A 24,724-nucleotide genomic window follows, 5' to 3' on the forward strand; every position below is an offset into this window, starting at 1 on the left:
CCGGGCGTCAGGGCCCGGCGACAACGCGCCGAACACCGCCCCGAGCGAGGAGGCCATGCGTCCACCCCGTACCACCCCCGCCCGTCCCACGCCCGAAGCCGGCGCCGAGACCTCGGCCCCGCCGTCCGTGCGCGGCCGTCGCGCGCACGCCGGACCACCCGCCGACGAGGGCCCGGCCGAGCCCGCGGGCGAGGCACCCGACCCGCCCGCCACGCGCGCGTGGCGCGGGCGCGTGCAGCCCCGCACCGTGCGCGCCCGGATCATCTGCCTCCTGATGGTGCCCGTCGTATCCCTGCTGGCCCTGTGGGCGTACGCCACCGTCACCACCGCCCAGGACGTCTCCCGGCTGCGGCAGGTCCAGCGTGTGGACGCCCGTGTCCGGGCCCCCGTCAATACCGCCGTCGCCGCCCTGCAGGCCGAGCGGCTCGCGGCCGTGCGCCACGCCACCGACCCGTCGTCGGTGCCGGGTGCCGACTTCCGGGAACGGATCGCGCGCACCGACCGCGCGGTGGGACAGCTGCGGCTCGGCGACCACCACACCGTGGCCGACAGTGAGGAACTGCCTGCCGGAGTGGCCCGGCGGCTCGAGGCGTTCGTCACCGGCGCCGAACGGCTGGCGTCGCTGCGTACCGCCGTCCTCGACCACCGGGCGGACTGGGAGGAGGCCTACCGCCGCTACACGGCGGCCATCTCGGCCGCCTTTCACGTGGGCGGCGCGCTGAGCGGGGTCCAGGACGCCGATCCGGGATCCGACGCGCGCGTGCTGGTCGAGTTCGCCCGCGCGGGCGAGGCACTGGCCCAGGAGGACGCCCTGCTGGGAGGTGTCCGCCCGGCCGACGGACTCGCCGGCGAGCGGCTGCGCCTGTTCACCGGCGCCGTCGCCACGCGCCGGACGCTGACCGAGTCCGCCGTCGCCGATCTCGGCGGCTCCGAGCGGGCCGCCTGGCGGGATCTGGCCGGCAGCGGTGCCTACCTGACCGTGGGCGCCACGGAGGACCGGCTGCTCGACAGCGGATCGCCAAAACGGCCGGCCGGGGCCACGACATCCCGGACCGCCTGGGACGCGGCTCACGCGCGCGTGCGCGACGGCATGCGGGCCATCGAGCGGGACGCCGGACGTTCCGTTGCCGACCGGGCCGACCCGTTCACCCGCGGGGTGCTCACTCCGGCCGGGGCCGCGGTCCTGTTGGGACTCCTCGCCGTCGCCGCCTCGCTCGTCATCTCCGTCCGCATCGGCCGCGGCCTGGTGGTCGAGCTGGTGAGCCTGCGCAACAGCGCCTTGGAGATCGCCCGGCACAAGCTCCCCGAGGCGATGCGCAGACTGCGGGCCGGGGACGAGATCGACATCCGGACCGAGGCGCCGCCGCGGCCTCCCGCCGAGGACGAGGCCGGTCAGGTCGCCGAGGCACTGGACACCGTGCACCGGGCCGCCCTGCGCGCCGCGGTGGAACGTGCCGAACTCGCCGGCGGCATCGCCGGGGTCTTCGTCAACCTCGCCCGCCGGAGCCAGATCCTCGTCCACCGCCAACTGAGCCTCCTGGACAGCATGGAACGCCGCTCCGACGACCCGAACGAACTCAGCGACCTCTTCCGGCTCGACCACCTCACCACCCGCATGCGGCGCCACGCCGAAAGCCTGATCATCCTCTCCGGCGCGGCGCCCGGACGGGCCTGGCGCATGCCGGTCTCCCTGACCGACGTGGTCCGTGCAGCCGTCTCCGAAGTCGAGGACTACGCGCGCGTGGAGGTACGGCAGCTCCCCGACGCGTCCGTCCAGGGCGCGGCCGTCGCCGACGTCACCCACCTCCTGGCCGAGATCATCGAGAACGCGGCCCAGTTCTCACCACCCCACACACGCGTACGCGTCACCGGCGAACCGGTCGGCAACGGCTACGCGATCGAGGTCGAGGACCGCGGCCTCGGCATGGGCAAGGACGCCCTCGCCGAGGCCAACCACCGCATCGCGCGGTCGGAGACGCTCGACCTGTTCGACAGCGACCGGCTCGGTCTGTTCGTCGTCAGCCGACTCTCCGCCCGGCAGAACATCAAGGTGCACCTCAGGACCTCCCCCTACGGCGGCACCACCGCGGTCGTCCTCCTGCCCACCGCACTCCTGCACAGCGAAACGGCGCCACCTCCTGCCCGCGCGGCCCACGAGGCGGCCCGGGCCGAGGAGAACCCGCACGTGCGCGTGCCCCGCGCCGCCGGGCAGCAGGAAACCGTGTCGGCACCGGTCGACCGGCCGGCACTGACATCCGCCGTACCGGCCGCCTCGCGCACCACCACATCGGGCCGGCCCCCCGGAGCGCCCGCGCTGCGGCTGCACCGGTCCTCCGACGTCCCCGATACCTCCGAAGCCCCCGCGAGGAGCGACATCCCCGGCCCGCCGCAGCCGACGGGGGAGCCGGACGACCTGCCCCGCCGGGTACGGCAGGCGAGTCTCGCCCCCCAGCTGCGCGACGGCAGACCCCTTGAGCCGGCCCGCCCCGGCCCGGCGCACGACGACGAGCAGCGCACCCCCGAGGCCGTACGGGACCGTATGACCGCCTACCGCGACGGCTGGTCGCGCGGCGGTGGCCGTCGCCCCGGCCACCCCGCACCGCCGCCATCGCCGACCGGTGACAGCACCGAAGGAGACCCCGCATGATCCAGAATCCCGGCGCCGGGACCGCCCAGCGGTCCCGCCAACTCGACTGGCTCCTGGACGACCTTGTCGGACGCGTACCCGAGGTGCGTCACGCCGTGGTGCTGTCGAACGACGGACTCGCCGTGGGCGCCTCGCACGGACTCGCCCGCGAAGACGCCGAGCACCTCGCCGCCGTCGCCTCCGGCTTCCACAGCCTGGCCAAGGGGGCGGGCCGGCACTTCGGCGCCGGGGGCGTGCACCGGACCATGGTCGAAATGGACGACGGATACCTGTTCGTGGCCGCGGCGGGAGATGGTTCCTGCCTCGCCGTCCTCACCGCCGTGACCGCGGACATCGGTCTCGTGGCCTACGAGATGGCACGGCTGGTGAGACGCGTCGGCGAGCACCTCCACACCGCACCACGCGCCGCCGCACGACCACCCTTCGGCGCATGACCCGGAAGGGCCCCAAGGATGACCGACGACATCAAGGGCGGCGGCCGGGAGGGACCGGGCAGCCAGTGGTACGACAACGAGGCCGGACCCCTCGTCCGCCCCTACGCGATGACCGGCGGCCGCACCCGGCCGGGTCCCTCGGGAGTGCGCTTCGACCTGATCGCCCTCGTCACGCGCGCAGTCGGCGCACCGGACGTCGACGACACCGTGCTCGGACCGGAACACCGCACGCTGATCGACCTGTGCCGCACGGAGACCCAGTCGGTGGCCGAACTCGCCGCCGACGCGGACCTGCCCGTGGGCGTCGTCAGAGTGCTCCTCGGCGACCTGGCGGAACTCGGGTGCGTGACCGTCAGCCGTCCCGTGCCACCGGCGCAGTTGCCGGACGAACGGATTCTGCGCGAAGTGATCGACGGACTGCGCGCTCTGTAGGGAAGGCCGAACGAACGACCATGACCGGCACGCACGTGCACGACCACCCGCACCGAGAGAAGTGATCCATGGTCTGCGAACGCTCCGACGCCACGGACGGCGACACGACCGCGCTGGCGTTGAAGATCCTGGTCGCCGGAGGGTTCGGCGTGGGCAAGACCACCCTGGTGGGCGCGGTCAGCGAGATCCGGCCGCTGCGCACCGAGGAACTGCTCAGCGAGGCCGGACGGCTGGTGGACGACACCGACGGCATCGACCGGAAGGTCACCACCACCGTCGCCATGGACTTCGGACGCATCACCATCCGGTCCGGACTCTCCCTCTACCTCTTCGGCACACCGGGGCAGGACCGGTTCTGGTTCCTCTGGGACGAACTGGCGCAGGGGGCGCTGGGCGCCGTAGTCCTCGCGGACACCCGACGCCTGGCGGACTGCTTCCCCGCGGTTGACTACTTCGAACACCGGCACATCCCGTTCGTGGTGGCAGTGAACTGCTTCACGGGAGCACGCCGCCACGACGAGCACAGCGTCCTGCGCGCCCTCGACCTCGATCCGGGGACACCCGTGGTGCTGTGCGACGCCCGGGACCGTGACTCGGGGAAGGAAGTGCTGATCCGGCTCGTCGAGTACGCCGGGCGGATGCACACCGCCCGGCTCCTCGACTCCGTCCGCTGACCGGACCCGTCCCTCTGGACAGGGGCTCTCAGTCGGCCACCGACTTCTGGGCCAGGACCTTGTCCACGGTCACCCGGACGAGGAGTTCCCCCGGGACACCGTTGCGTGCCCCGAACTCCTCGGCGCGCTCCTCACCCATGTACCGCGCGCCGATGCGCGCGGCCCAGTGCCGCAGTTCGCCGAGGTCCTCCGAGATACGCGCACGTCCCTGCAGCACCACGAAGTGGAAGGGCGGCCGGTCGTCGTCCACGCACAGGGCGATGCGGCCGTCACGGACCAGATTGCGCCCCTTCACGGTGTCCTTGCCGGTGTTGAACACGAGGTCGTCCCCGTCCAGCAGGAACCAGATGGGCGCGATGTGCGGGCTGCCGTCGGCCCGGACGGTCGAGAGTTTTCCGGTGCGGGTGCCGTCCGAGACGAACGCCCGCCATTCCTCATCGGTCATCTTCTGTGCCATGCCCCCATCCTCCTTGCCCGGAGCACGGGCGTGGTGAAGGCTGGCGGACGGATCCCCCGGCCAGGGGGAGGCAACGCGTACGGGGAGACACGGGGAGATCGGATCATGGTGCAGAACCAGGGACTGGGCTGGCTGCTGGACGACCTGACCGCACGCGTCGAACACGTGCGGCACGCGCTGGTCCTGTCCAACGACGGATTGGTGACCGGGGCGAGTACGGGCCTGCGACGCGAGGACGCCGAGCACCTCGCCGCCGTATCGTCCGGACTGCACAGCCTGGCCAAGGGCTCGGGCCGCCATTTCGGCGCCGGCCAGGTACGCCAGACGATGGTCGAGTTCGACGACGCCGTCCTGTTCGTCACCGCGGCGGGATCGGGCAGTTGCCTGTGCGTGCTCAGCGGGGCGGAGGCCGACATCGGGCAGATCGCGTACGAGATGACGCTGCTCGTGAACCGGGTCGGCGAGCACCTCGACGTCGACGCGCGGCAGCCGGGACGAATATCGCCCACCGAGCCCTGACCTGCGCTGTCGGTGCCCCTGGGGGCGGTCGCAGAGTTATCCACAGGCTCGCCAGGGATGCTGCGGTTGCGGCTACGGTTTTTTGGTGTCGGCGGGCGCGGACGGCGCCGGCCACACACTCCACGGGGGAGACGAACCATGTCCGGCAACACCATCACGCACGACGTCGCAGCGGTCGGCGATCGGACCGGGACCACCCGGGGCGCCGCCCCGGTCACCTACCGCCGCGCGGCGCGAGAGCTGGGCCTCAGGCGCAGCGAGTTCGACCTCGCCGTGCACCTCGGCCGAGTCCGCACGGTGCCCGACGACGGAGGAGGCGGGCGGCGCGTCCCCCGCGACGAGATCGACCGGATCCGGGCGGCGGACGGCTTCCCCGAGGTCCTTCGGGCCGCTGTCCGGGCCGTCGGGACCACGGAGGGCGCGGCCCTCATGGACGTGACCACGGCCCGGTTCACCCGTCTCGCACGGCTGGGACTGCTGGTGCCCGTGAAGTTCTACGTCAACCGGTACCGCGCCGTCGTCTGGCTGTATCCGGCGGAGGAGCTACGGCAGTTCAGGACCGACGAGCACCACACCGCACTGCTGAAGGGCCGCACGCCCGAAGGCCTGCGGGACCAGCTCGGGGAAGGGCTGGACCTGCGTCCCCGCAACTGGCGGGGGAGGCATCTGGGATTCCTGCTCCGGCAGGCGGACGACCCGTGGGCCCGGGCCGCGGCGGTGGCGTCGCTGCTCGACGCCGCCGAAATCTCGGACGTCGTCACGGATCCCTACGAGCGCTCCCATCTGCGCCGGTTCCGTCCCGCACGCGCCACGCACGGGTCGCCGGGCTCCCCGGCCGCGCAGCTCGCCGAGGAGATCGTCACGGCCGGCGACCCGGACGAGGTCGACTGGCTCCGCTCGGACCTGGCGGCCGCGATGGACGTGGCCCGCCGCCATCGTCCGGCGCCCCGCCCGGCCACGCACGGTGCGCCGCACCCGCCCGGTCCGGAACCCCTGCCCCGCGGGACGGCGCAACCGGTGCCGCCCGAGGCGGAGAACGCCGCACCGCGCGCGGCGCAGCAACCCGGACGGCTGACTGGTCTGTTCGGCAGGCTGTGGCGCAGAGACTCCTGATCTACAGGGCCCGGAAAAGCCCTTCCTGGACCACGGAGACCAGCATGCGTCCTTCCCTGTCGTAGATCCGCCCACGGGCCAGCCCACGCCCGCCCGTCGCGATCGGCGACTCCTGGTCGTACAGGAACCACTCGTCGGCCCGGAACGGCCGGTGGAACCACATGGCATGGTCCAGCGACGCCATGTCGAACCCGCGCGGACCCCACAGCGGCTCCACAGGGATGCGCACGGCGTCCAGGAGCGTCATGTCGCTGGCGTAGGTCAGGGCGCAGGTGTGCACGAGCGGGTCGTCGCCCAGCGGCCCGACGGCGCGCATCCACACGGCGCTGCGGGGCTCGGCTCCCTCGACGTCCCCGGCGCTCCAGCGAAGCCGGTCGACGTAGCGGATGTCGAAGGGCTGACGGCGGGCCATCCGCTCCAGCTGCTCCGGCAGCGCGCCCAGGTGTTCCCGTACCTCGTCGGCGACCGTCGGCAGGGACTCCGGATCGGGGACCTTGCGGGCCGGCGGCAACTGGTGCTCGAAACTCCCCTGCTCAGGCTTGTGAAAGGAGGCGGTGAGCGTGAAGATCGTGCGGCCCTGCTGCACGGCGGTGACCCTGCGGGTGGTGAACGACCGTCCGTCCCTGTCCCGTTCGACCTGGTACACGATGGGCACTCCCGGACGTCCCGGACGCAGGAAGTACGCGTGCAGCGAGTGCACCGGGCGGTCACCGTCGGTGGTGCGGCCCGCGGCGACGAGGGCCTGGCCCGCCACCTGGCCGCCGAAGACCCGCTGCAGCGACTCCTCGGGGCTGCGGCCACGGAAGATGTTGACCTCGATCTGCTCCAGGTCGAGCAGGGCGACGAGGCTCTCGGCCGGATTCGTCATGCGTGGGGTTCTCCTGTGCTCACAGCTGGCCGACATCGGTGACACGGACGACCGCACGGCTCTCCGCGTCGGAGGCGGTGAGGTCGACCTCCGCACTGATGCCCCAGTCGTGGTCGTCGTTCGGGTCGTCGAAAATCTGCCGCACGCGCCACAGCCCGTTCTGCGGCTCCTCCTCGATGATGAGCAGCTTCGGACCGCGGGCGTCGGGGCCGGTGCCCAGGTCGTCGTACTCGTCCCAGTACTTGTCCATGGCCTCGCCCCACGCGTCGGCGTCCCAGCCTGCGTCGGCGTCCATCTCGCCCAGCTCACCGACCTGGTCCAGGGCGGCGAGCTCGACACGACGGAACATGGCGTTGCGGACCAGCACACGGAAGGCACGCGCGTTGGCCGTGACCGGTCGTACCTGATCGGCCTTCTCCTGAGCCTCCTCGGCGGTCATCTCCTCCGGGTTGGCGAGCTGCTCCCACTCGTCGAGGAGACTGGAGTCGACCTGGCGCACCATCTCGCCGAGCCACTCGATCAGGTCCTGCAGGTCCTCGGACTTGAGGTCGTCCGGCACCGTGTGGTCGAGGGCCTTGTAGGCGCTCGCCAGGTAGCGCAGCACGATGCCCTCGGTGCGGGCCAGTTCGTAGTGGGAGACCAGCTCCGTGAAGGTCAGTGCCCGTTCGTACATGTCGCGGATGACCGACTTCGGGGACAGCGGGTGGTCACCGACCCAGGGATGGCTCCTGCGGTACGTGTCGTAGGCGTGGAAGAGCAGCTCCTCCAAGGGCTTCGGGTACGTGATGTCCTGGAGGCGCTCCATGCGCTCCTCGTACTCGACGCCGTCCGCCTTCATCGCGGCCACGGCCTCACCGCGGGCCTTGTTCTGCTGGGCCGCGAGGATCTGCCGCGGGTCGTCCAGCGTGGACTCCACGACCGACACCATGTCCAGCGCGTACGAAGGCGACTCCGGGTCCAGCAGTTCGAAGGCGGCCAGGGCGAACGTCGACAGCGGCTGGTTCAGCGCGAAGTCCTGCTGCAGGTCCACCGTGAGACGCACGATGCGACCCTCCGCGTCCGGCTGGTCGAGCTTCTCCACGATGCCGCCGTCCAGCAGCGAGCGGTAGATGGCGATCGCCCGCCGGATGTGCCTCAGCTGCTGCCTGCGCGGCTCGTGGTTGTCCTCCAGCAGGTGCCGCATCGCGGAGAAGGCGTCGCCGGGGCGGGCGATCACCGACAGCAGCATGGTGTGGGTGACCCGGAAGCGGGACGTCAGCGGCTCCGGCTCCGAGCCGATGAGCTTGTCGAACGTGCTTTCCGACCAGGCGACGAACCCCTCGGGAGCCTTCTTCCGGACGACCTTCCGCCGCTTCTTCGGGTCGTCACCGGCCTTGGCGAGTGCCTTCTCGTTCTCGACGACGTGCTCGGGTGCCTGGGCGACGACGAAGCCCTCCGTGTCGAACCCGGCACGCCCGGCCCGGCCGGCGATCTGGTGGAACTCCCTGGCCCTCAGCGTGCGGACCCGGGTGCCGTCGTACTTGGTCAATGCGGTGAACAGCACGGTCCGGATCGGCACGTTGACGCCCACGCCGAGGGTGTCCGTCCCGCAGATCACCTTCAACAGGCCCGCCTGCGCCAGCTTCTCCACCAGCCGCCGGTACTTGGGGAGCATGCCGGCGTGGTGGACGCCGATGCCGTGCCGCACGTACCGGGAGAGATTGCGGCCGAACTTCGTGGTGAAGCGGAAGTTGCCGATCAGCTCGGCGATCCGTTCCTTCTCCTCACGCGTGCACATGTTGATGCTCATCAGCGCCTGCGCCCGCTCCACGGCCTGCGCCTGGGTGAAATGCACGATGTACACGGGGGCCTGCCGGGCCGCCAGCAGATCGGTGAGCGTCTCGGTGAGCGGGGTGTAGCGGAATTCGTAGGACAGCGGCACCGGACGGGTGGCCGAGCGGACCACCGCGGTGGGACGCCCGGTGCGGCGCGCCAGGTCCTTCTCGAAGAAGGAGACGTCGCCGAGCGTCGCCGACATCAGGACGAACTGGGCCTGCGGCAGTTCCAGCAGGGGAATCTGCCAGGCCCAGCCGCGGTCCGGCTCCGCGTAGAAGTGGAACTCGTCCATGACGACCTGACCGATGTCCGCGTGCTTGCCGTCACGCAGCGCGATCGACGCCAGAACCTCGGCGGTGCAGCAGATGACCGGGGCGTCGGAGTTCACCGAGGCGTCGCCGGTCAGCATGCCCACGTTCTCGGTGCCGAAGATCTTGCACAGCTCGAAGAACTTCTCCGACACCAGCGCCTTGATCGGAGCCGTGTAGAAGGTGACCTCGTCCCGGGCCAGGGCGGCGAAGTGCGCGCCGGCCGCGATCATGCTCTTGCCGGAACCGGTGGGAGTCGACACGATCACGTTCGCGCCGGAGACCACCTCGATCAGCGCCTCCTCCTGATGGGGGTAGAGCGTGAGACCGCGTTCCTGGGCCCACGCCTCGAAGGCTTCGTACAAGGCATCGGGGTCGGCGGTCCGCGGCAGCTGATCGATGAGGGTCACGCCCCCATCTTGCCTGTCCCGGGTCGTGATGGGGGAATCGGCTGTCCGCGTGAAGATCACGAACGCTACGCTGGGTCGCCGGCGCGGCAACCGCGGACGCGGACAACTGCACAGCGGCACACGAGGAATGGGGCGGGCAACGGCGATGATGGGACCAGCACACTCACTCTCGGGCGCCGCGGCGTGGCTCGGCGTCGGGGCGGCGACCGCCGCCGCAGGACATCCGATGCCCTGGCCGGTGCTGCTCTCCGGAGCCCTGATCTGCGCCGGAGCGGCGCTCGCCCCCGACCTCGACCACAAGGCGGCCACCATCTCCCGGGCCTTCGGACCGGTCTCCCGGGGGCTGTGCGAGATCGTGGACAAGCTGTCCTACGCCGTCTACAAGGCCACGAAGAAGCGGGGCGACCCGCGCCGCACCGGCGGGCACCGCACCCTGACGCACACCTGGCTGTGGGCGGTCCTGATCGGCGGCGGCACCTCGGTCCTGGCCATCACGGGTGGCCGTTGGGCGGTCCTGGCGATCCTCTTCGTGCACATGGTGCTGGCCATCGAGGGTCTGCTCTGGCGGGCCACCCGCGGTTCCAGCAGCGACGTGCTGGTCTGGCTGCTGGCCGGGACCAGCGCATGGATCCTCGCCGGGATCCTGGACAAGCCGGACGGTGGCGCGGACTGGCTGTTCACCGCGCCGGGCCAGGAGTACCTGTGGCTGGGGCTGCCGATCGTGCTCGGCGCGCTGGTGCACGACATCGGGGACGCGTTGACCGTCTCCGGCTGCCCGATACTGTGGCCCATACCGGTGGGCCGCAAGCGGTGGTATCCCATCGGCCCGCCGAAGGTCATGCGGTTCCGGGCGGGCAGCTGGGTGGAGCTGAAGGTGCTGATGCCGGTGTTCATGCTGCTCGGGGGAGTGGGCGGCGCGGCGGCGCTCAACGTCATCTGAGCGACGCGGGCCCGGTCGGCTCAGCCGGTCTCCCCGGTGTCCTGTCCCTCGCCCGCGCCGTAACGCCGCTCGAAGCGGGCGACGCGCCCCTCCGAGTCCACCGTTCGCGCCTTGCCCGTGTAGAAGGGGTGACTCTCCGAGGAGATCTCCACGTCCACCACCGGGTAGGTCTCGCCGTCGTCCCACGCGATGGTCTGGTCGCTGGTCGCGGTGGACCGGGTCAGGAAGGCGTACCCGGCGCTGCGGTCACGGAAGACGACGGGCCGGTAGTCGGGGTGCTTGTCCTGCTGCATGGCTGCTCCTCGTACGGCACGGTTCATCGGGGCGACGGCAGGTGCCTGCCGTCGCGAGTGGTGTCAGCCGGGCAGGGAGTCCTCGTCGACCACGTGCATCGCTGCCTCCTCGGCGGAGGCGGCCGCGCCGTCGATGCCCACGTCCAGGGCGACCAGTGCCGGCTCCTCGTCCTCGTGTGCCCCTTCGTCGGGTGCCACGAGCCGGCCGGAGCGGTCCGCGCCGACCTCGTTGTCCAGCAGTTCCCCGTCGGTGCCGTCGGAATCGCCCAGCCCGTCGCCGTCGGGCGCGAGCTCGTCCGGCCGCTCCTCGGCGAGCCGCTGGTCCAGCGTTTCGCCGCGGCGGCGTTCGGCGGCCGTCACGCCGGTGTGCTCCACCGCCCAGGGGCGCTCGGGCGGGGACCAGCCCCGGTCGAGGGGATCGTCGACACCGTCCTCCTCGAGGGTGTCCTCACCGTCGAGGAGGCCGGTGTCCTCCCGCTGCTCGGATCCGTCGGGCTGGTAGACGTCATCTCCCCATCCGTCGACGCTGTTCACGGATACCTCCAGGGGGTGGGGACCGGCCCCTTCTCACCGTGGACCGCGGCGGGCCGCCGCTGCACGGGGCACAGGTCTCACCCGTCGGAGAACCGCGCGGTTCCCGGGCCTGCCTCGAGCCGGTGCCTTCTCCCAGCCTTCCACTCCCGTTCGGGACCGCGCAACGGCACGGACGCCGTCGGGGTACCCGCCGGGCCGGTCGCCTCTGCGCTGCACCGCCCCGGAACCCTCCCGCTCTCGAAGAGCGTGACGTGGCTACCCGTGCCAGGACCGCCACAGTGCCGCGTAGGCACCGTCCGCCGCCACGAGTTCGTCGTGGCTGCCCAGCTCACTGATCCGGCCGTTCTCGACCACGGCGATGACGTCGGCGTCGTGGGCGGTGTGCAGGCGGTGGGCGATCGCGATCACCGTGCGACCGTCCAGGACCCGGGCCAGGGACCGTTCGAGATGGCGTGCGGCCCGTGGGTCGAGCAGGGACGTCGCCTCGTCCAGCACCAGGGTGTGCGGGTCGGCCAGCACCAGGCGGGCCAGCGCGATCTGCTGGGCCTGCGCCGGGGTCAGCGCGAAGCCGCCCGAGCCGACCTCGGTGTCCAGGCCCTCGTCCAGCCCACGGGACCAGTCCTCCGCGTCGACCGCGCCCAGCGCCGCCCACAGCTCGGCGTCGGTGGCGCCGGTCCTGGCGAGCCGGAGGTTGTCGCGCAGGGAGCCCACGAAGACGTGGTGCTCCTGGTTGACCAGGGCGACGTGCGAGCGGACCCGTTCCGCGGACATCCGGGAGAGTTCCGCCCCGCCCAGGGTGATCCGGCCCTCCCTGGGACCGTAGATGCCCGCGAGCAGCCTGCCCAGGGTGGATTTGCCGGCGCCCGAGGGGCCGACCAGGGCGAGCCTGGTGCCCGGGGCGACCTCCAGCGACACCTTGCGCAGGACGTCCACCCCCTCGAGGTAGCCGAAGTGCACGCGGTCGGCGTGCACGTGCCGTCCGTCGGGGGCCAGCGTGGCGTCACCGGCGTCCGGCTCGATGTCCCGCACGCCCACCAGCCGGGCCAGGGACACCTGGGCCACCTGCAGCTCGTCGTACCAGCGCAGGATGATGCCGACCGGGTCCACGAGCATCTGCGCGATCAGGGCGGCCGTGGTCAGCTGACCCACCCCGATCCAGCCCTGGAGGACGAAGACACCACCGATGAGCAGGACGGAGGCGAGCACGGTCACGTGCGTGACGTTGATGACGGGGAAGAGCACCGACCTCAGCCACAGCGTGTAGCGCTCCCAGGCCGTCCACTCCCTGACCCGGCGCTCGGACAGCTCGATGCGACGGGCGTCGAGGCGGTGGGACTCCACGGTGCGCCCGGCGTCCACCGTCTCGGCGAGCGCGGCGGCCACCGCGGCGTACCCGGCGGCCTCCGAGCGGTAGGCGGCGGGCGCCCTGCGGAAGTACCAGCGGCAGCCGATCACCAGCAGCGGCACCGCGATCAGTACCGCGGGCGCCAGCGGCGGCGCCGTCACCACCAGGCCACCGAGCAGCAGCACCACCCACACGGCACCGATCGCGAGCTGGGGCACGGCCTCGCGCATGGCGTTGGCGAGCCGGTCGATGTCCGTGGTGATCCGGGAGAGCAGGTCGCCCGTGCCGGCCCGCTCCAGCACACCGGGCGGCAGTCCGACCGACCGCACGAGGAAGTCCTCGCGCAGATCGGCGAGCATCCGTTCGCCGAGTATGGCCCCCCGCAGCCGTACCTCGCGCACGAACACGGCCTGCACGACGAGGGCGAGCACGAAGAGTGTGGCCGTGAGGCCGAGACGCAGCTCGCGCGCGTCGTCCGAGACCCGCTCCACGAGCCCGCCCAGCAGGTAGGGGCCCGCCATCGAGGCGATCACGGCAACGGTGTTGACGGTGACGAGGAAGAGGAAGGCCCGGCGGTGGCGGCGCAGCAGCTCTCCCACGTATGCGCGCACGGTCGGGCGCGCGCCGACGGGCAGGGTGCTCGCCGTCGTGGGGGCCGCCGGGTCGTAGGACGGTGGCGCGACGCCGATCATGCCGTCTCCTCGATCTCTTCCAGTCGGTGCAGTACGTCGTCGTCGCTCAGGGAGTCGTCCCGGTCCTCGGCGCGGCCGTCGTCGGTCGGGGCCTTCGCCAGTTTCCGGCCTGCCGGTACGGCGTCCGGGTGCGCCGCGGTCTCCTCGTCGGTCTCGCGGGTCACCACCGCCCGGTACCGGGGCTCGGTGTGCAGCAGCTCCCGGTGCGCACCGACCGCCGCGACCTCGCCTTCGTGCAGGAACACGATCCGGTCCGCACGGTCCAGCAGCAGCGGCGAGGAGGTGAACACCACCGTGGTGCGCCCCGCGCGCAGTGCCCGCACGCCTTCCGCGATCCGCGCCTCGGTGTGCGAGTCGACGGCCGAGGTCGGTTCGTCCAGGACCAGCGCCTCCGGGTCCGTGATCAGGGACCGGGCCAGCGCCAGTCGCTGGCGCTGGCCGCCCGACAACGAACGGCCGCGCTCGGTGATGCGGGCGTCCATCGGGTCGTCGGCGCCGAGCGAGCCCTGCGCGAGCGCCGTCAGTACGTCACCGCACTGGGCAGCGGTCAGCGCGTCCTCGGCGCCGACGGCACCGGACGCGGGCACGTCCAGCAGCTCCCGGAGCGTTCCGGAGAGCAGCACCGGGTCCTTGTCCTGCACCAGCACGGCGGTGCGCGCGGACTTGAGGGGAAGCTCGTCCAGCGGCACCCCGCCCAGCAGGGCCGACGTGCCCTCCTCCGAGGGGTGCCCGCCGAGCCGCTCCGCCAGCCGCCCGGCCGCGTCCGGGTCGCCGCACACCACGGCGGTGAACCGGCCCGCCGGAGCCAGGAGACCGGTGGCGGGGTCGTACAGGTCGCCGGTGGGGATCTCGGCGGCGCGCGAACCCGCGGTGTCCGTGGTGCGTTCCAGGGACAGCACCCGTGCCGCCCGTTTGGCCGAAGGCCGGGAGAAGGAGTACGCCATGGCGATCTCCTCGAAGTGCCGCAGCGGGTAGGTGAGGATCATGACGGAGCTGTAGACGGTGACGAGTTCACCGACGTCGATGCGGCCGTCGCGGGCCAGGTGGACGCCGTGCCAGACCACGGCGATCAGCAGCAGCCCGGGCAGCAGCACCTGGATGGCGGAGATCAGGGACCACATGCGGGCGCTGCGCACGGCAGCGTGGCGCACCTCCTGGGAGGCGCCGCGATAGCGGTCGAGGAAGAGTTCCTCGCCGCCGATGCCGCGCAGCACGCGCAGTCCGGCGACGGTGTCCGAGGCGAGTTCGGTGGCCCGGCCGGCCTTGTCGCGCTGGACGTCGGCCCGCCGGGTGGCGCGGGGCAGCAGGGGCAGTACCGCGAGGGCCAGCACGGGCAGGCCCACGATCACGACGACGCCGAGCGCCGGCTGGTAGACGACCAGCGCCACACAGACCAGCACGATGGTGAGCGCGGCCGCGGTGAAGCGGGAGACGGCCTCCACGAACCAGCCGATCTTCTCGACGTCGCCGGTGGACACGGCCACGACCTCACCGGCCGCGACGCGCCGGGTCAGCGCCGAGCCCAGCAGCGCCGTCTTGCGGGCCAGCAGTTGCTGGACGCGGGCCGCGGCGGTGATCCAGTTGGTGACGGCGGCGCGGTGCAGGAAGGTGTCGCCGAGCGCGTTGCCGACGCAGCACAGGACCATGACGCCGCCCGCGAGGGCGAGCCGGCTGCCGGAGCGGTCGACGACCGCCTGGATGGCGAGACCGACACAGAAGGGCAGGGCGGAGACGGAGGCGAAGTGCAGCAGGCCCCAGGCCAGCGACTTGAGTTGCCCACCGAGCTGGTTGCGGAACAGCCACCACAGGAATCGGGGGCCCGAGCGTGCGTCCGGCACACCCGGGTCGGGATACGGAAGGTCTTGGATCTGCATGACGTCCCAGTGGCTCGTGGCTCGTGTCAGGGATGCCGTTGCCATGCGGCATCAAGAGGCTGCAAACCGTGAAAGGTTCGCGTCGCGACGTGCCCAAAATCAAGCGGTTTTCCGCGATGGGGTACGAATCCGGCTGCGGTCCGCCACACCGCCTCCACACCACCCCTCGCGGCGCGTGCGCTGCTTCGAGGCCGTCCTGACGGCTTGTCCGAGGGGAGTGGGACCATGGACGGATGGCACGTGGTGGTGGACGGCGTACGGCGGTCGCGATGGCGGCCCTTGGAACCCTGCTGGCCGGGACGGCACTGTCCGCCTGCGGCGGCCCGTCGGGGGACGGCGGGGACTCCCGGGCGGGCGAATCCCCCGGCGAGGCGGGCCGGAGCAGTGCCGCGGCCGACCCGACGAGGATCCCCGGCGTCGGCGACCGGCTCCAGGGGCGCATCCCGGCAGACTCGCGCCAGGTGGTCGCCGTGTACGGGGACGGCAGCAATTCCGCCGAGTCCACGGTCGTGCTCTACACCAGACAGGGCTCCGCCTGGCACCGCGACCGGAGTTGGGCGGGGCACAACGGCACGAAGGGGTGGACGACCGACCACCACGAGAACGACAAACGCAGCCCCGTGGGTGTGTTCACGCTCAGCGACGCGGGCGGCGTGCTCCCGGACCCGGATCCGGCCCCCGGTACGGGGCTGCCGTACAGCAGGTCCGCGAGCTTCGCGGCACCGCGGTGGTGGGCGAAGCCGTACTGGCACGACTTCGACTACGTGATCGCCATCGACTACAACCGGGTCAAGGGCACCCCGCCGAACGACCCGACCCGCCCCGAAGGCACGTCCAAGGGCGGTTCGATCTGGCTGCACATGGACCACGGCAGCGGTACGTCGGCCTGCGTCAGCCTGCCCAAGCCGGCGATGGAGTACCTGCTGCGCACGCTCGACCCGGACCGGCACCCCGTCGTCGTGATGGGGGACAGGGCCCATCTGAAGGCCTGAGTCCGGGCCACTGCGTTCACGCCGTCGGGCGGCCCTCGCCCGTGTCGGGCCCGTCGACCAGGGTGTCCAGCAGTCCGCCCAGCACCGCGCGCTGCTCGTCCGTCAGCGGGGCAAGGATCTCCTCGGCGGCGGAGCGGCGCGCACCGCGCAGTTCCCGCAGGGCGGCGCGCCCGTCGTCGGTCAGCTCGATCCGGATGACCCGGCGGTTGGCGGGATCCGGGACGCGGCGTACCTTCCCGGCCGCCTCCAGCCCGTCGACCAGGGTCGTCACCGCCCGGGGCACGACTTCCAGCCGCTCGGCCAGGTCGGCCATACGGGGAGGCGAGCCCCAGTGTGCCAGCGTGCGCAGGAGCCGGGACTGGGCCGGGGTGATGCCGAGGTCGCGGTGCTCGAGATGGCGCTTCTGGATGCGGTGCACCCGGCGGGTGAGCCGCAGCAGCTGCTCGGCGAGCAGGCCGTCGGAATCGGGGGCGGTCATACGGGAACAATATCAGGATGATGTTCATTGTGAGTATAGGTAACAATGACCTATGATCCGTAAGGTCGACGAGAGCCCGCCGCAGGCCCCGGAGGTCTGCCGTTCGAGGATTCCGTCGGCCTTCCTCGCCGCCTCCGAAGGAGCCCATGCACCCCGATCGCGAATCCGCCCGGACCGCGCCCGCCGACGCCGTGGAACAGCCCCGGCAGGTGCGCCGCATCCTCAAGCTGTTCCGCCCCTACCGCGGCCGCCTCGCGGTCGTCGGCCTGCTGGTCGGTGCCGCGTCCCTGGTGTCGGTCGCCACGCCCTTCCTGCTCAAGGAGATCCTCGATGTCGCCATCCCCGAGGGGCGCACGGGACTGCTGAGCCTGCTCGCCCTCGGCATGATCTTCGGCGCCGTCCTCACCAGCGTCTTCGGCGTGCTGCAGACCCTGATCTCCACGACCGTGGGCCAGCGCGTCATGCACGACCTGCGCACCGCCGTCTACGGCCGGCTCCAGCAGATGTCCCTCGCCTTCTTCACCCGCACCCGCACCGGCGAGGTCCAGTCCCGCATCGCCAACGACATCGGCGGCATGCAGGCCACCGTCACCTCCACGGCGACCTCACTGGTCTCCAACCTGACCAGCGTGGTCGCCACGATCGTCGCCATGGTCGTCCTCGACTGGCGCCTGACCGTCGTCTCGCTGCTGCTCCTCCCGGTGTTCGTGTGGATCAGCCGTCGCGTCGGCAGGGAACGCAGGAAGATCACCACCCGGCGCCAGAAGCAGATGGCCGCGATGGCCGCCACGGTCACCGAGTCGCTCTCCGTCAGCGGCATCCTGCTCGGCCGCACCATGGGCCGGTCCGACTCGCTCACCCGCGCCTTCGCGGACGAGTCCGAGAGCCTGGTCGACCTGGAAGTGAGGTCGAACATGGCGGGCCGCTGGCGGATGGCCGTCATCACGATCGTCATGGCCGCCATGCCTGCCGTCATCTACTGGACCGCGGGCATCGCCCTGCAACTCGGCGGCCCCGACGTCTCCCTCGGCACGATCGTCGCCTTCGTCTCGCTCCAGCAGGGGCTGTTCCGCCCGACCGTGAGCCTGCTGTCGACCGGAGTGCAGATCCAGACCTCGCTCGCGCTCTTCCAGCGCATCTTCGAGTACCTCGACCTGCCGATCGACATCACCGAGCGAAAGGACGCCGTCCACCTCGACCACATCAAGGGCGAGGTCCGCTTCGAGAGCGTCGGGTTCGGCTACGCCGGCAAGGGTGGCCCGGTCCTCGACGGCATCGACGTCACCGTTCCCGCCGGCAGCAGCCTCGCCGTCGTCGGTCCCACCGGCGCCGGCAAGTCCACGCTCGGCCACCTGGTGCCGCGGCTGTACGACGTGACGGACGGCCGGGTCACCCTCGACGGGATCGACGTGCGCGACCTCGACTTCGACACCCTCGCCCGCGCGGTCGGCGTCGTCTCGCAGGAGACGTACCTCTTCCATGCCACCGTCGCCGAGAACCTGCGCTTCGCCAAGCCGGACGCCACGGACGCCGAGCTGGAGGCGGCGGCGAGGGCGGCCCAGATCCACGACCACATCGCCGCCCTGCCCGACGGCTACGACACCGTGGTCGGGGAGCGCGGCCACCGCTTCTCCGGCGGCGAGAAGCAGCGCCTGGCCATCGCCCGCACCATCCTGCGCGACCCGCCCGTCCTCGTCCTGGACGAGGCGACCAGCGCACTGGACACCCGTACCGAGGCCGCCGTGCAGGGCGCCATCGACGCCCTGTCCGCCAACCGCACCACGATCACCATCGCCCACCGCCTGTCCACCGTCCGTGACGCCGACCGGATCGTGGTCCTCGACTCCGGACGCCTGGCCGAACAGGGCACGCACGAGGCACTGCTCGCGCAGGACGGGAGGTATGCCGCGCTGGTCCGCCGGGACGCCCGACTGGAGCCGACAAGATGAAGATATGCCGGGTTTGCGTGCATGTGGGGGTTACCGTGCCCGCATGCAGATGAACACTCCGTCACGGAGCGCGAGAAGCGCGAGGAGCGCCAGAGGCCCCAGAGGCAGCCTCAGAAGCCCCACAGGCCTCAGAGGTCTCAGAGGTCTCGGGGGCTCCGGAAGTCCCAGAAGCCCCAGAGGCCCCAGGAGGGCGATCCGGCTGACGCGTCGGGGCCGTATCGCCCTGATCGCGGCCGGCGCCGTCGTGGCCGGTACGGCCGTGTCGGTGCCGCTGCTGACGACGGACGACGAGGGCGAGTCGCGTCCCACGTCCCTGGTGATTCCGGAGGGCTGGCGCGCGACCCAGGTCTACGGAGCCGTCGACAAGGCCCTCGCCCTGCCCGCGGGCACCACCAAGAAGTCTCTGGCCAAGGCCAACCTCAAGCTGCCCAACGACGCCGAGGGCAACCCCGAGGGCTACCTCTTCCCGGCGACCTATCCGCTCGGCGAGAACCCGACCCCGGAGAAGCTGCTGACGGCCATGGTCGACACGGCGAACAAGAAGTTCACCGGCGCGCCGGTCGCCGCGGGCGCCCAGCGCAACGCGCTGAACGTCTATCAGGCGGTCACCATCGCCAGCATCGTGCAGGCGGAGGCCGCAGCCAAGGAGGACATGGGCAAGGTGGCCCGGGTGATCTTCAACCGGCTGGAACGGGGCATGCCGCTGCAGATGGACTCCACCATCAACTACGCCCTGGGCCGCAGCACCCTGAAGACCACCACCAAGGACACGAAGATCGACAGTCCTTACAACTCGTACCAGCGCATGGGGCTGCCGCCCACCCCCATCGCCAATCCGGGCGACGAGGCGATGACCGCCGCGATCAACCCGACCCCCGGTGACTGGCTGTACTTCGTCACGGTCAAGCCGGGCGACACGCGCTTCACCGCCGACTACGCCGAACACCGGCGCAACGTGGACGAGTTCAACCGCCTCCAGCAGAGCGCCTCGAAGCAGGCCGGGGCCGCCAAGTGACCGGTCGGGGCGTCACGCGGCGACCGGCTCCTCCTCGGCCAGCAGCCGCCTGATGTCCCGCACGGCCGCGCGTCCCGCCCGGTTGGCGCCGATGGTGCTGGCGGAGGGCCCGTAGCCGACGAGATGGATCCGCTGGTCGGCGACCGCGCGCGTCCCCTCGACCCGGATACCGCCACCCGCCTCCCGGAGCCGCAGCGGCCTCAGATGGTCGATGGCGGCCCGGAATCCGGTCGCCCACAGAATGACGTCCGCGTCCACCCGCCGCCCGCCGTCCCACTCCACCCCGTCGGGCGTGATCCGGTCGAACATGGGCTGCCGGTCCAGCACACCCGACTCCAGCCCGGCCCGGACCGCGTCGTTCAGGGGCAGCCCCGTCACCGACACGACACTCTTCGGCGGCAGCCCCTGCCGCACCCGTTCCTCCACGAGCGCCACCGCGGCCCGGCCCGCCTCCTCGTCGAAGGGTCCCTCGCGGAAGACAGGGGGCCTCCTGGTCACCCACGTGGTGGACGCGGCATACGGCGCGATCTCCAGCAGATGCTGAGTCCCTGAGGCGCCGCCGCCCACCACGACCACGCGCAGACCGGTGAACTCCTCGGGCCCGGCGTACTGCGCGGTGTGCAGCTGCCGTCCCCGGAAGGCCTCCTGCCCCGGGTAGCGCGGCCAGAAGGGGCGGTCCCAGGTGCCGGTCGCGTTGATCAGCGCGCGCGTCGACCAGGACCCGGCCGACGTCTCGACGAGCAGCCGCCCGTCCGTTCCCTCGCGCACGGCGCGGACATCCACGGGCCGCCGTACTCGCAGGTCGAAGGTCCGCTCGTAGTCCGCGAAGTACCCGCTCACCACCTCGGCGGACGGCCGCGCCGGATCAGCCCCGGTCAGCTCCATGCCCGGCAGGGCGTGCATGCCGTGCACCTTGCCGTACGTCAGCGACGGCCAGCGGAACTGCCAGGCGCCGCCGGGACCGGGGGAGTGGTCGAGCACCACGAAGTCGCGCTCCGGCTCGAAGCCTGTGCGCCGCAGGTGATAGGCGGCGGCGAGTCCGGCCTGACCGGCCCCGATGACGACGACCTCGACCTCGCGTGTGTTGTTCACGCTTCTACCAACGGCGTCGCAGGCCTCGATCTTCCCCCGGTGTCAGGATGGGGTCATGCCAGATGCCTTCACCACCCGAGTCCTCAGCCTCGCCACCGGCTCGGCGGAGCGGGTCGCCGACATCACCGGTGACTGCGAGTCCTTCCTGCGCGAGGCGGCGTCCGGCCGCGACGGCCTCCTCAACGTCTTCGTCCCGCACGCCACCGCCGGGATCGCGATCATCGAGACCGGAGCCGGCAGTGACGACGACCTGCTGTCCGCCCTGCACACGCTGCTCCCGGCCGACGACCGCTGGCAGCACCGCCACGGCAGCCCCGGACACGGCCGCGACCACGTCCTGCCCGCCTTCGTACCCCCGCACGCGACACTGCCGGTGATCGCCGGCCGCCTGGAACTCGGAACCTGGCAGTCGGTGTGCCTGGTGGACACCAACCGGGACAACCCCGACCGCCGGGTGCGGCTGAGCTTCCTCGGCTGAACGGGACGCGGTGTCCTGCTCAGCCACCGTCCCGCCACGGGCCGCGCCGCCCCGTACCGCAGAACGGCCCGGTACGGGGTCGCCGTACCGGGCCGCACACAACACTGCCGAGCGTGCGGACGCGTCGCCGGACGGAGCCGGAGAGCAAGGCCGCCGGACCGGATGGCCGGGAATCAGGCGTCCACCCGCGTCCGTCCCCGGCCCACCAGCCGTTTCACCAGCGGCCAGGCCAGCAGCAGGACGATCACCGCGTACACCGTCACCGAGAACGGCGTGTTGACCAGGCCCGACACGCTGCCGTCGCTGATCTGCAGGGCGCGGCGCAGTTGCTGCTCGGCGTTCGGGCCGAGGATGACGCCGATCACGGCCGGCAGGATGGGCAGCCCGTAGCGTCGCATACCGAACCCGATCAGACCGATGACCAGCAGGATCACCAGGTCCACCACCTCACCGCCGACCGCGTACGCGCCGACCGCGGCGAAGAACATGATCCCCGCGTACAGGTACGGCCGGGGGATCCGCAGCAGCTTCGCCCACACCGGCGCCAGCGGCAGGTTCAGGGCGAGCAGCAGCACCATGCCCACGAACAGCGAGGCGATCAGACCCCACACCAGCTCGGGCTCGCGTTCGAAGAGCAGTGGGCCCGGCTGGATGCCGTACTGCTGGAAGGCGGCCAGCATGACCGCCGCGACCGCGGTGGTCGGCAGGCCCAGCGTCAGCATGGACACCAGCGTGCCCGCGGCCGAGGCCGACGCGGCCGACTCCGGGCCCGCCACGCCCTCGATGGCGCCCTTGCCCCACTCGTCCTTGTGCTTGGACAGCCGCTTCTCCGTGACGTACGACAGGAAGGTCGGGATCTCCGCACCGCCCGCCGGGATCGCGCCGAACGGGAAGCCGATGAGCGGACCGCGCAGCCAGGACTTCCAGGTGCGCTTCACGTCGGCGCGGCCGAGCCAGGGACGGCCCACCGGGATCGGTTCGGCCGCCCCGCGCCGCAGATGGGCCGCCACCCACAGCGCCTCGCCGATCGCGAACAGACCGACCGCCACGATCACCACGTCCACACCGTCGGCGAGTTGCAGCGAACCGAAGGTCAGCCGCTGCTGGCCCGTCATCTGGTCCAGGCCCACCAGGCCGATCGTCAGACCGATCAGCAGCGAGGCCAGGCCTCTGATCCGCGAGGACCCCAGCACCGACGTCACGGCGATGAACGCCAGCACCATGATGGCGAAGTAGTCCGGGGCGCCGATGTCCACGGCCAGGTCGGCGACCGTCGGGGCGAGGGCCACCAGCAGGACCGTGCCGATCATGCCGCCCGCGAAGTGACCGATGGCCGCGGCCGCCAGCGCCTGCGCGCCGCGGCCCGCCTTGGCCATCGGGTTGCCCTCCATCGCCGCGACCACGGCGGCGCTCTCGCCCGGCGTGTTGAGCAGGATGGAGGTGGTCGAACCGCCGAACATCGCGCCGTAGTAGATGCCCGCGAACATGATGAACGCCGCGACCGGGTCAAGGCCGTACGTCACCGGCAGCAGCAGCGCCACCGCCATCGCCGGACCGATGCCGGGCAGCACGCCGATGGCCGTGCCGAGCAGTACGCCGAGGGCGGCCCACAGGAGGTTGAGCGGGGTCAGGGCCGTGCCGAAGCCGTCCATGAGGGAGTTGAGGGCGTTCATGTCAGAGCACTCCCATCAGCGGACCGCCGGGCAGCGGCACACCGAGCAGCTTGTCGAAGACGACATAGGTGATCAGGGACAGCACCGCGGCGATCAGCGGATCGCGGTCCACGCGGCGGCTGCCGAGGGCGAAGGCGGCGCCCCAGAAGAGCAGCGCCCCGGCGACGGGGAAGCCGGCCGGCTCGATCAGGGCGGCGGCGCCCAGGAAGATCCCGGACAGCAGCAGCACCGTGCGCCAGTCGGCCGGTTCGGACAGGTCGATGTCCTCGCCGCCCTCGGCCTCGCCCCGGCCGCCGCGCAGCACGTCGACGGCGAGCAGCGCGGCTATCACCAGCAGGCCGATGCCCACCACGACCGGCACGGTCTTGGGACCGACCGGGCCGCGCTGGGTGATGTCGACGTCCATGGTGAGCGCGTCGGTCAGGACGAGCACGCCGAGCGCCAGCAGCAGCACGCACACGCCCAGTTCGGAGTGCTCGCGCAGCCACGAGCGCCGGCCGGCGGCCGCTTCCCCGGGCTCCTCGGTGAGTTCGGTCCGCGTCGTCACAGTCCCAGCTCCTTCAGCACCGACACCACGCGCTGGTCCTGGGCGTCCAGGAAGTCGCCGAACTCCTCGCCGGTCAGGAAGGCGTCGTCCCAGCCGTTCTGGTCCATGGACTTCTTCCACTCGGGGGAGTCGTGCAGTTCCTCGAAGAGGCGGGTCAGCTTGTTGCGCTGCGCCTCGGACAGACCGGGCGGGGCGACGATGCCTCGCCAGTTGGTGAAGTTCACGTCGTAGCCGGACTCCTTGAGCGTGGGCGCGTCCTTGAGGTCGTCCACCCGCTCGGGACCGGTCACCGCGAGCACCCGCAGCTCGCCCGCCTTGATCTGGTCCAGGTACTCGCCGACGCCGGAGACCCCGAAGCCGACCTTGTTGCCGAGGATCGAGGCGAGCAGCTCGCCGCCGCCGTCGAACGGGATGTAGTTGACCGACTTCGGCTGGATCCCGGCGGCCTGCGCCATCAGCATCGGCGCGAGGTGGTCGGGCCCGCCCGGCGACGAGCCACCGCCCACCGGGATCTTCCCCGGATCCTGTTTCCAGGCGTCGATCAACTCGTCGATCGTCTTGTACGGCGAGTCCTTGGCGACCACGACGACGTCCTGCTCCTCGGTCAGCCGCGCGATCGGTGTGGTGTCGGCGAGGGTCTTGGGGGCGTGGTTGGAGCGGACGGCGCCCACGACGCCGAGGCCCATGGACATGGCGAGCTTGCCGTTGCCGTGCTCGCTCACCAGCCGGCTCAGGCCCACGGTGCCGCCCGCGCCGGGCAGGTTGAACACCTCGATGTTGTGGGTGAGCCCGGCGTCCTCGGCGTTCTTCGCGGCCGTGCGGGCGGTGATGTCGTAACCGCCGCCGGGCGTGTTGGGAACCATGAAGCGCAGGCCCGGGATCTGGGTGCCGGAATCCGAGTCGTCGCCCGAGGAGAGCAACGGCGGTCCCGCCAGCACGAGCACGGCGGCCCCGAGCAGGGCAAGGGGGGTGCGCAGGCGCACGTATGACACCACCTGTCGGTTGGGTAGTTCGTTACGGGGAGCCCTGTGGGGGAGGGTGACGTGGGCCACATGGTGCCCGGGCGCCTGTCCCGTGTCTTCCTTGCGGAACCAAGGGAGGTTGTGTTCATTGCGGTCGCCGGAACACGTGACCGATTCGGGGCG

Annotated in this window: 23 protein-coding genes; 11 read left to right on the forward strand and 12 right to left on the reverse strand. The window is 71.6% G+C overall.

Annotated elements, in window-relative coordinates:
* Window positions 1-55: 55 nt before the first annotated feature.
* From ACFYZ3_RS23815 to ACFYZ3_RS23830, 4 genes are all read left to right on the forward strand, one after another.
* The gene (locus ACFYZ3_RS23815) at window positions 56-2,647 is read left to right on the forward strand and encodes a nitrate- and nitrite sensing domain-containing protein (RefSeq protein ID WP_388521148.1); all 2,592 of its coding nucleotides are present in this window, start codon (window positions 56-58) and stop codon (window positions 2,645-2,647) included.
* Complete coding sequence (locus tag ACFYZ3_RS23820) at window positions 2,644-3,081, forward strand: roadblock/LC7 domain-containing protein (protein ID WP_388521150.1); 438 nt, start codon at window positions 2,644-2,646, stop codon at window positions 3,079-3,081. Before ACFYZ3_RS23815 ends, ACFYZ3_RS23820 begins: the two co-directional genes overlap by 4 nt.
* Before the next feature lie 18 nt (window positions 3,082-3,099).
* Window positions 3,100-3,513 (forward strand): DUF742 domain-containing protein, encoded by a 414-nt coding sequence (locus ACFYZ3_RS23825; RefSeq protein ID WP_388521153.1) that lies wholly within the window; start codon window positions 3,100-3,102, stop codon window positions 3,511-3,513.
* Between the two features lie 68 nt (window positions 3,514-3,581).
* Window positions 3,582-4,187 (forward strand): ATP/GTP-binding protein, encoded by a 606-nt coding sequence (locus ACFYZ3_RS23830; protein WP_388521156.1) that lies wholly within the window; start codon window positions 3,582-3,584, stop codon window positions 4,185-4,187.
* Window positions 4,188-4,215: 28 nt separating this feature from the next.
* On the opposite strand, the gene ACFYZ3_RS23835 is transcribed toward ACFYZ3_RS23830, so the two are convergent.
* Complete coding sequence (locus tag ACFYZ3_RS23835; protein WP_361013566.1) at window positions 4,216-4,644, reverse strand: PPOX class F420-dependent oxidoreductase; 429 nt, start codon at window positions 4,642-4,644, stop codon at window positions 4,216-4,218.
* Window positions 4,645-4,749: 105 nt separating this feature from the next.
* Here ACFYZ3_RS23835 and ACFYZ3_RS23840 point away from each other — a divergent pair, with 105 nt between their 5' ends.
* Complete coding sequence (locus ACFYZ3_RS23840) at window positions 4,750-5,163, forward strand: roadblock/LC7 domain-containing protein (protein WP_087810698.1); 414 nt, start codon at window positions 4,750-4,752, stop codon at window positions 5,161-5,163.
* 138 nt (window positions 5,164-5,301) lie between these two features.
* A complete protein-coding gene (locus tag ACFYZ3_RS23845; RefSeq protein ID WP_388521160.1) occupies window positions 5,302-6,276 on the forward strand; it encodes a DUF6397 family protein in 975 nt (324 codons plus the stop codon).
* Window position 6,277: 1 nt separating this feature from the next.
* On the opposite strand, the gene ACFYZ3_RS23850 is transcribed toward ACFYZ3_RS23845, so the two are convergent.
* Window positions 6,278-7,144, reverse strand: coding sequence for an acyl-CoA thioesterase (locus tag ACFYZ3_RS23850; RefSeq protein ID WP_388521162.1), 867 nt, complete (start codon window positions 7,142-7,144; stop codon window positions 6,278-6,280).
* Window positions 7,145-7,163: 19 nt separating this feature from the next.
* Window positions 7,164-9,677, reverse strand: coding sequence for a DEAD/DEAH box helicase (locus ACFYZ3_RS23855; RefSeq protein ID WP_388521165.1), 2,514 nt, complete (start codon window positions 9,675-9,677; stop codon window positions 7,164-7,166).
* A 145-nt stretch (window positions 9,678-9,822) separates the two neighbouring features.
* Here ACFYZ3_RS23855 and ACFYZ3_RS23860 point away from each other — a divergent pair, with 145 nt between their 5' ends.
* Window positions 9,823-10,617, forward strand: a complete 795-nt coding sequence (locus ACFYZ3_RS23860; RefSeq protein WP_388521168.1) for a metal-dependent hydrolase — start codon at window positions 9,823-9,825, stop codon at window positions 10,615-10,617.
* 20 nt (window positions 10,618-10,637) lie between these two features.
* On the opposite strand, the gene ACFYZ3_RS23865 is transcribed toward ACFYZ3_RS23860, so the two are convergent.
* The 4 genes from ACFYZ3_RS23865 to ACFYZ3_RS23880 form a co-directional block, all read right to left on the reverse strand.
* Entirely contained in the window at window positions 10,638-10,910 is a 273-nt protein-coding gene (locus ACFYZ3_RS23865) for a type B 50S ribosomal protein L31 (RefSeq protein ID WP_104632641.1), read from the reverse strand.
* Between the two features lie 63 nt (window positions 10,911-10,973).
* Window positions 10,974-11,444, reverse strand: a complete 471-nt coding sequence (locus tag ACFYZ3_RS23870) for a DUF5709 domain-containing protein (protein WP_361013552.1) — start codon at window positions 11,442-11,444, stop codon at window positions 10,974-10,976.
* 255 nt (window positions 11,445-11,699) lie between these two features.
* Window positions 11,700-13,481: an ABC transporter ATP-binding protein gene (locus tag ACFYZ3_RS23875; RefSeq protein ID WP_388521172.1), complete on the reverse strand. Its 1,782-nt coding sequence runs from the start codon at window positions 13,479-13,481 to the stop codon at window positions 11,700-11,702.
* Window positions 13,478-15,355 (reverse strand): ABC transporter ATP-binding protein, encoded by a 1,878-nt coding sequence (locus ACFYZ3_RS23880; protein ID WP_388521174.1) that lies wholly within the window; start codon window positions 15,353-15,355, stop codon window positions 13,478-13,480. The genes ACFYZ3_RS23875 and ACFYZ3_RS23880 overlap by 4 nt, the downstream gene beginning before the upstream one ends.
* Before the next feature lie 233 nt (window positions 15,356-15,588).
* Between ACFYZ3_RS23880 and ACFYZ3_RS23885 the strand changes: the two genes are divergently transcribed.
* Window positions 15,589-16,347 (forward strand): hypothetical protein, encoded by a 759-nt coding sequence (locus tag ACFYZ3_RS23885; RefSeq protein WP_388521177.1) that lies wholly within the window; start codon window positions 15,589-15,591, stop codon window positions 16,345-16,347.
* A 16-nt stretch (window positions 16,348-16,363) separates the two neighbouring features.
* On the opposite strand, the gene ACFYZ3_RS23890 is transcribed toward ACFYZ3_RS23885, so the two are convergent.
* Window positions 16,364-16,825: a MarR family winged helix-turn-helix transcriptional regulator gene (locus tag ACFYZ3_RS23890; protein WP_388521180.1), complete on the reverse strand. Its 462-nt coding sequence runs from the start codon at window positions 16,823-16,825 to the stop codon at window positions 16,364-16,366.
* A gap of 146 nt (window positions 16,826-16,971) precedes the next feature.
* Between ACFYZ3_RS23890 and ACFYZ3_RS23895 the strand changes: the two genes are divergently transcribed.
* On the forward strand, window positions 16,972-18,774 hold the full coding sequence (locus tag ACFYZ3_RS23895; RefSeq protein WP_388521183.1) for an ABC transporter ATP-binding protein: 1,803 nt from the start codon (window positions 16,972-16,974) through the stop codon (window positions 18,772-18,774).
* A gap of 199 nt (window positions 18,775-18,973) precedes the next feature.
* Window positions 18,974-19,789: an endolytic transglycosylase MltG gene (gene mltG, locus ACFYZ3_RS23900; protein ID WP_388521520.1), complete on the forward strand. Its 816-nt coding sequence runs from the start codon at window positions 18,974-18,976 to the stop codon at window positions 19,787-19,789.
* A gap of 12 nt (window positions 19,790-19,801) precedes the next feature.
* Here the strand turns inward: mltG and ACFYZ3_RS23905 are convergent, their stop codons facing one another.
* Window positions 19,802-20,881 carry an NAD(P)-binding domain-containing protein gene (locus ACFYZ3_RS23905; protein WP_388521186.1) on the reverse strand — a complete coding sequence of 360 codons (1,080 nt, stop codon included), beginning with the start codon at window positions 20,879-20,881 and terminating at the stop codon, window positions 19,802-19,804.
* A 55-nt stretch (window positions 20,882-20,936) separates the two neighbouring features.
* Between ACFYZ3_RS23905 and ACFYZ3_RS23910 the strand changes: the two genes are divergently transcribed.
* Complete coding sequence (locus tag ACFYZ3_RS23910) at window positions 20,937-21,359, forward strand: secondary thiamine-phosphate synthase enzyme YjbQ (RefSeq protein ID WP_388521189.1); 423 nt, start codon at window positions 20,937-20,939, stop codon at window positions 21,357-21,359.
* A 173-nt stretch (window positions 21,360-21,532) separates the two neighbouring features.
* On the opposite strand, the gene ACFYZ3_RS23915 is transcribed toward ACFYZ3_RS23910, so the two are convergent.
* Genes ACFYZ3_RS23915 through ACFYZ3_RS23925 form a run of 3 tightly spaced genes read right to left on the reverse strand, consistent with a single transcriptional unit; the run spans window position 21,533 to window position 24,562 of the window.
* Window positions 21,533-23,032 (reverse strand): tripartite tricarboxylate transporter permease, encoded by a 1,500-nt coding sequence (locus tag ACFYZ3_RS23915; RefSeq protein WP_388521192.1) that lies wholly within the window; start codon window positions 23,030-23,032, stop codon window positions 21,533-21,535.
* A gap of 1 nt (window position 23,033) precedes the next feature.
* Complete coding sequence (locus tag ACFYZ3_RS23920) at window positions 23,034-23,579, reverse strand: tripartite tricarboxylate transporter TctB family protein (RefSeq protein WP_388521195.1); 546 nt, start codon at window positions 23,577-23,579, stop codon at window positions 23,034-23,036.
* On the reverse strand, window positions 23,576-24,562 hold the full coding sequence (locus tag ACFYZ3_RS23925; protein ID WP_388521197.1) for a Bug family tripartite tricarboxylate transporter substrate binding protein: 987 nt from the start codon (window positions 24,560-24,562) through the stop codon (window positions 23,576-23,578). The genes ACFYZ3_RS23920 and ACFYZ3_RS23925 overlap by 4 nt, the downstream gene beginning before the upstream one ends.
* Between the last annotated feature and the right edge of the window lie 162 nt (window positions 24,563-24,724).

It is taken from the genome of Streptomyces sp. NPDC001599 (assembly GCF_042893535.1).
GTDB lineage: Bacteria > Actinomycetota > Actinomycetes > Streptomycetales > Streptomycetaceae > Streptomyces.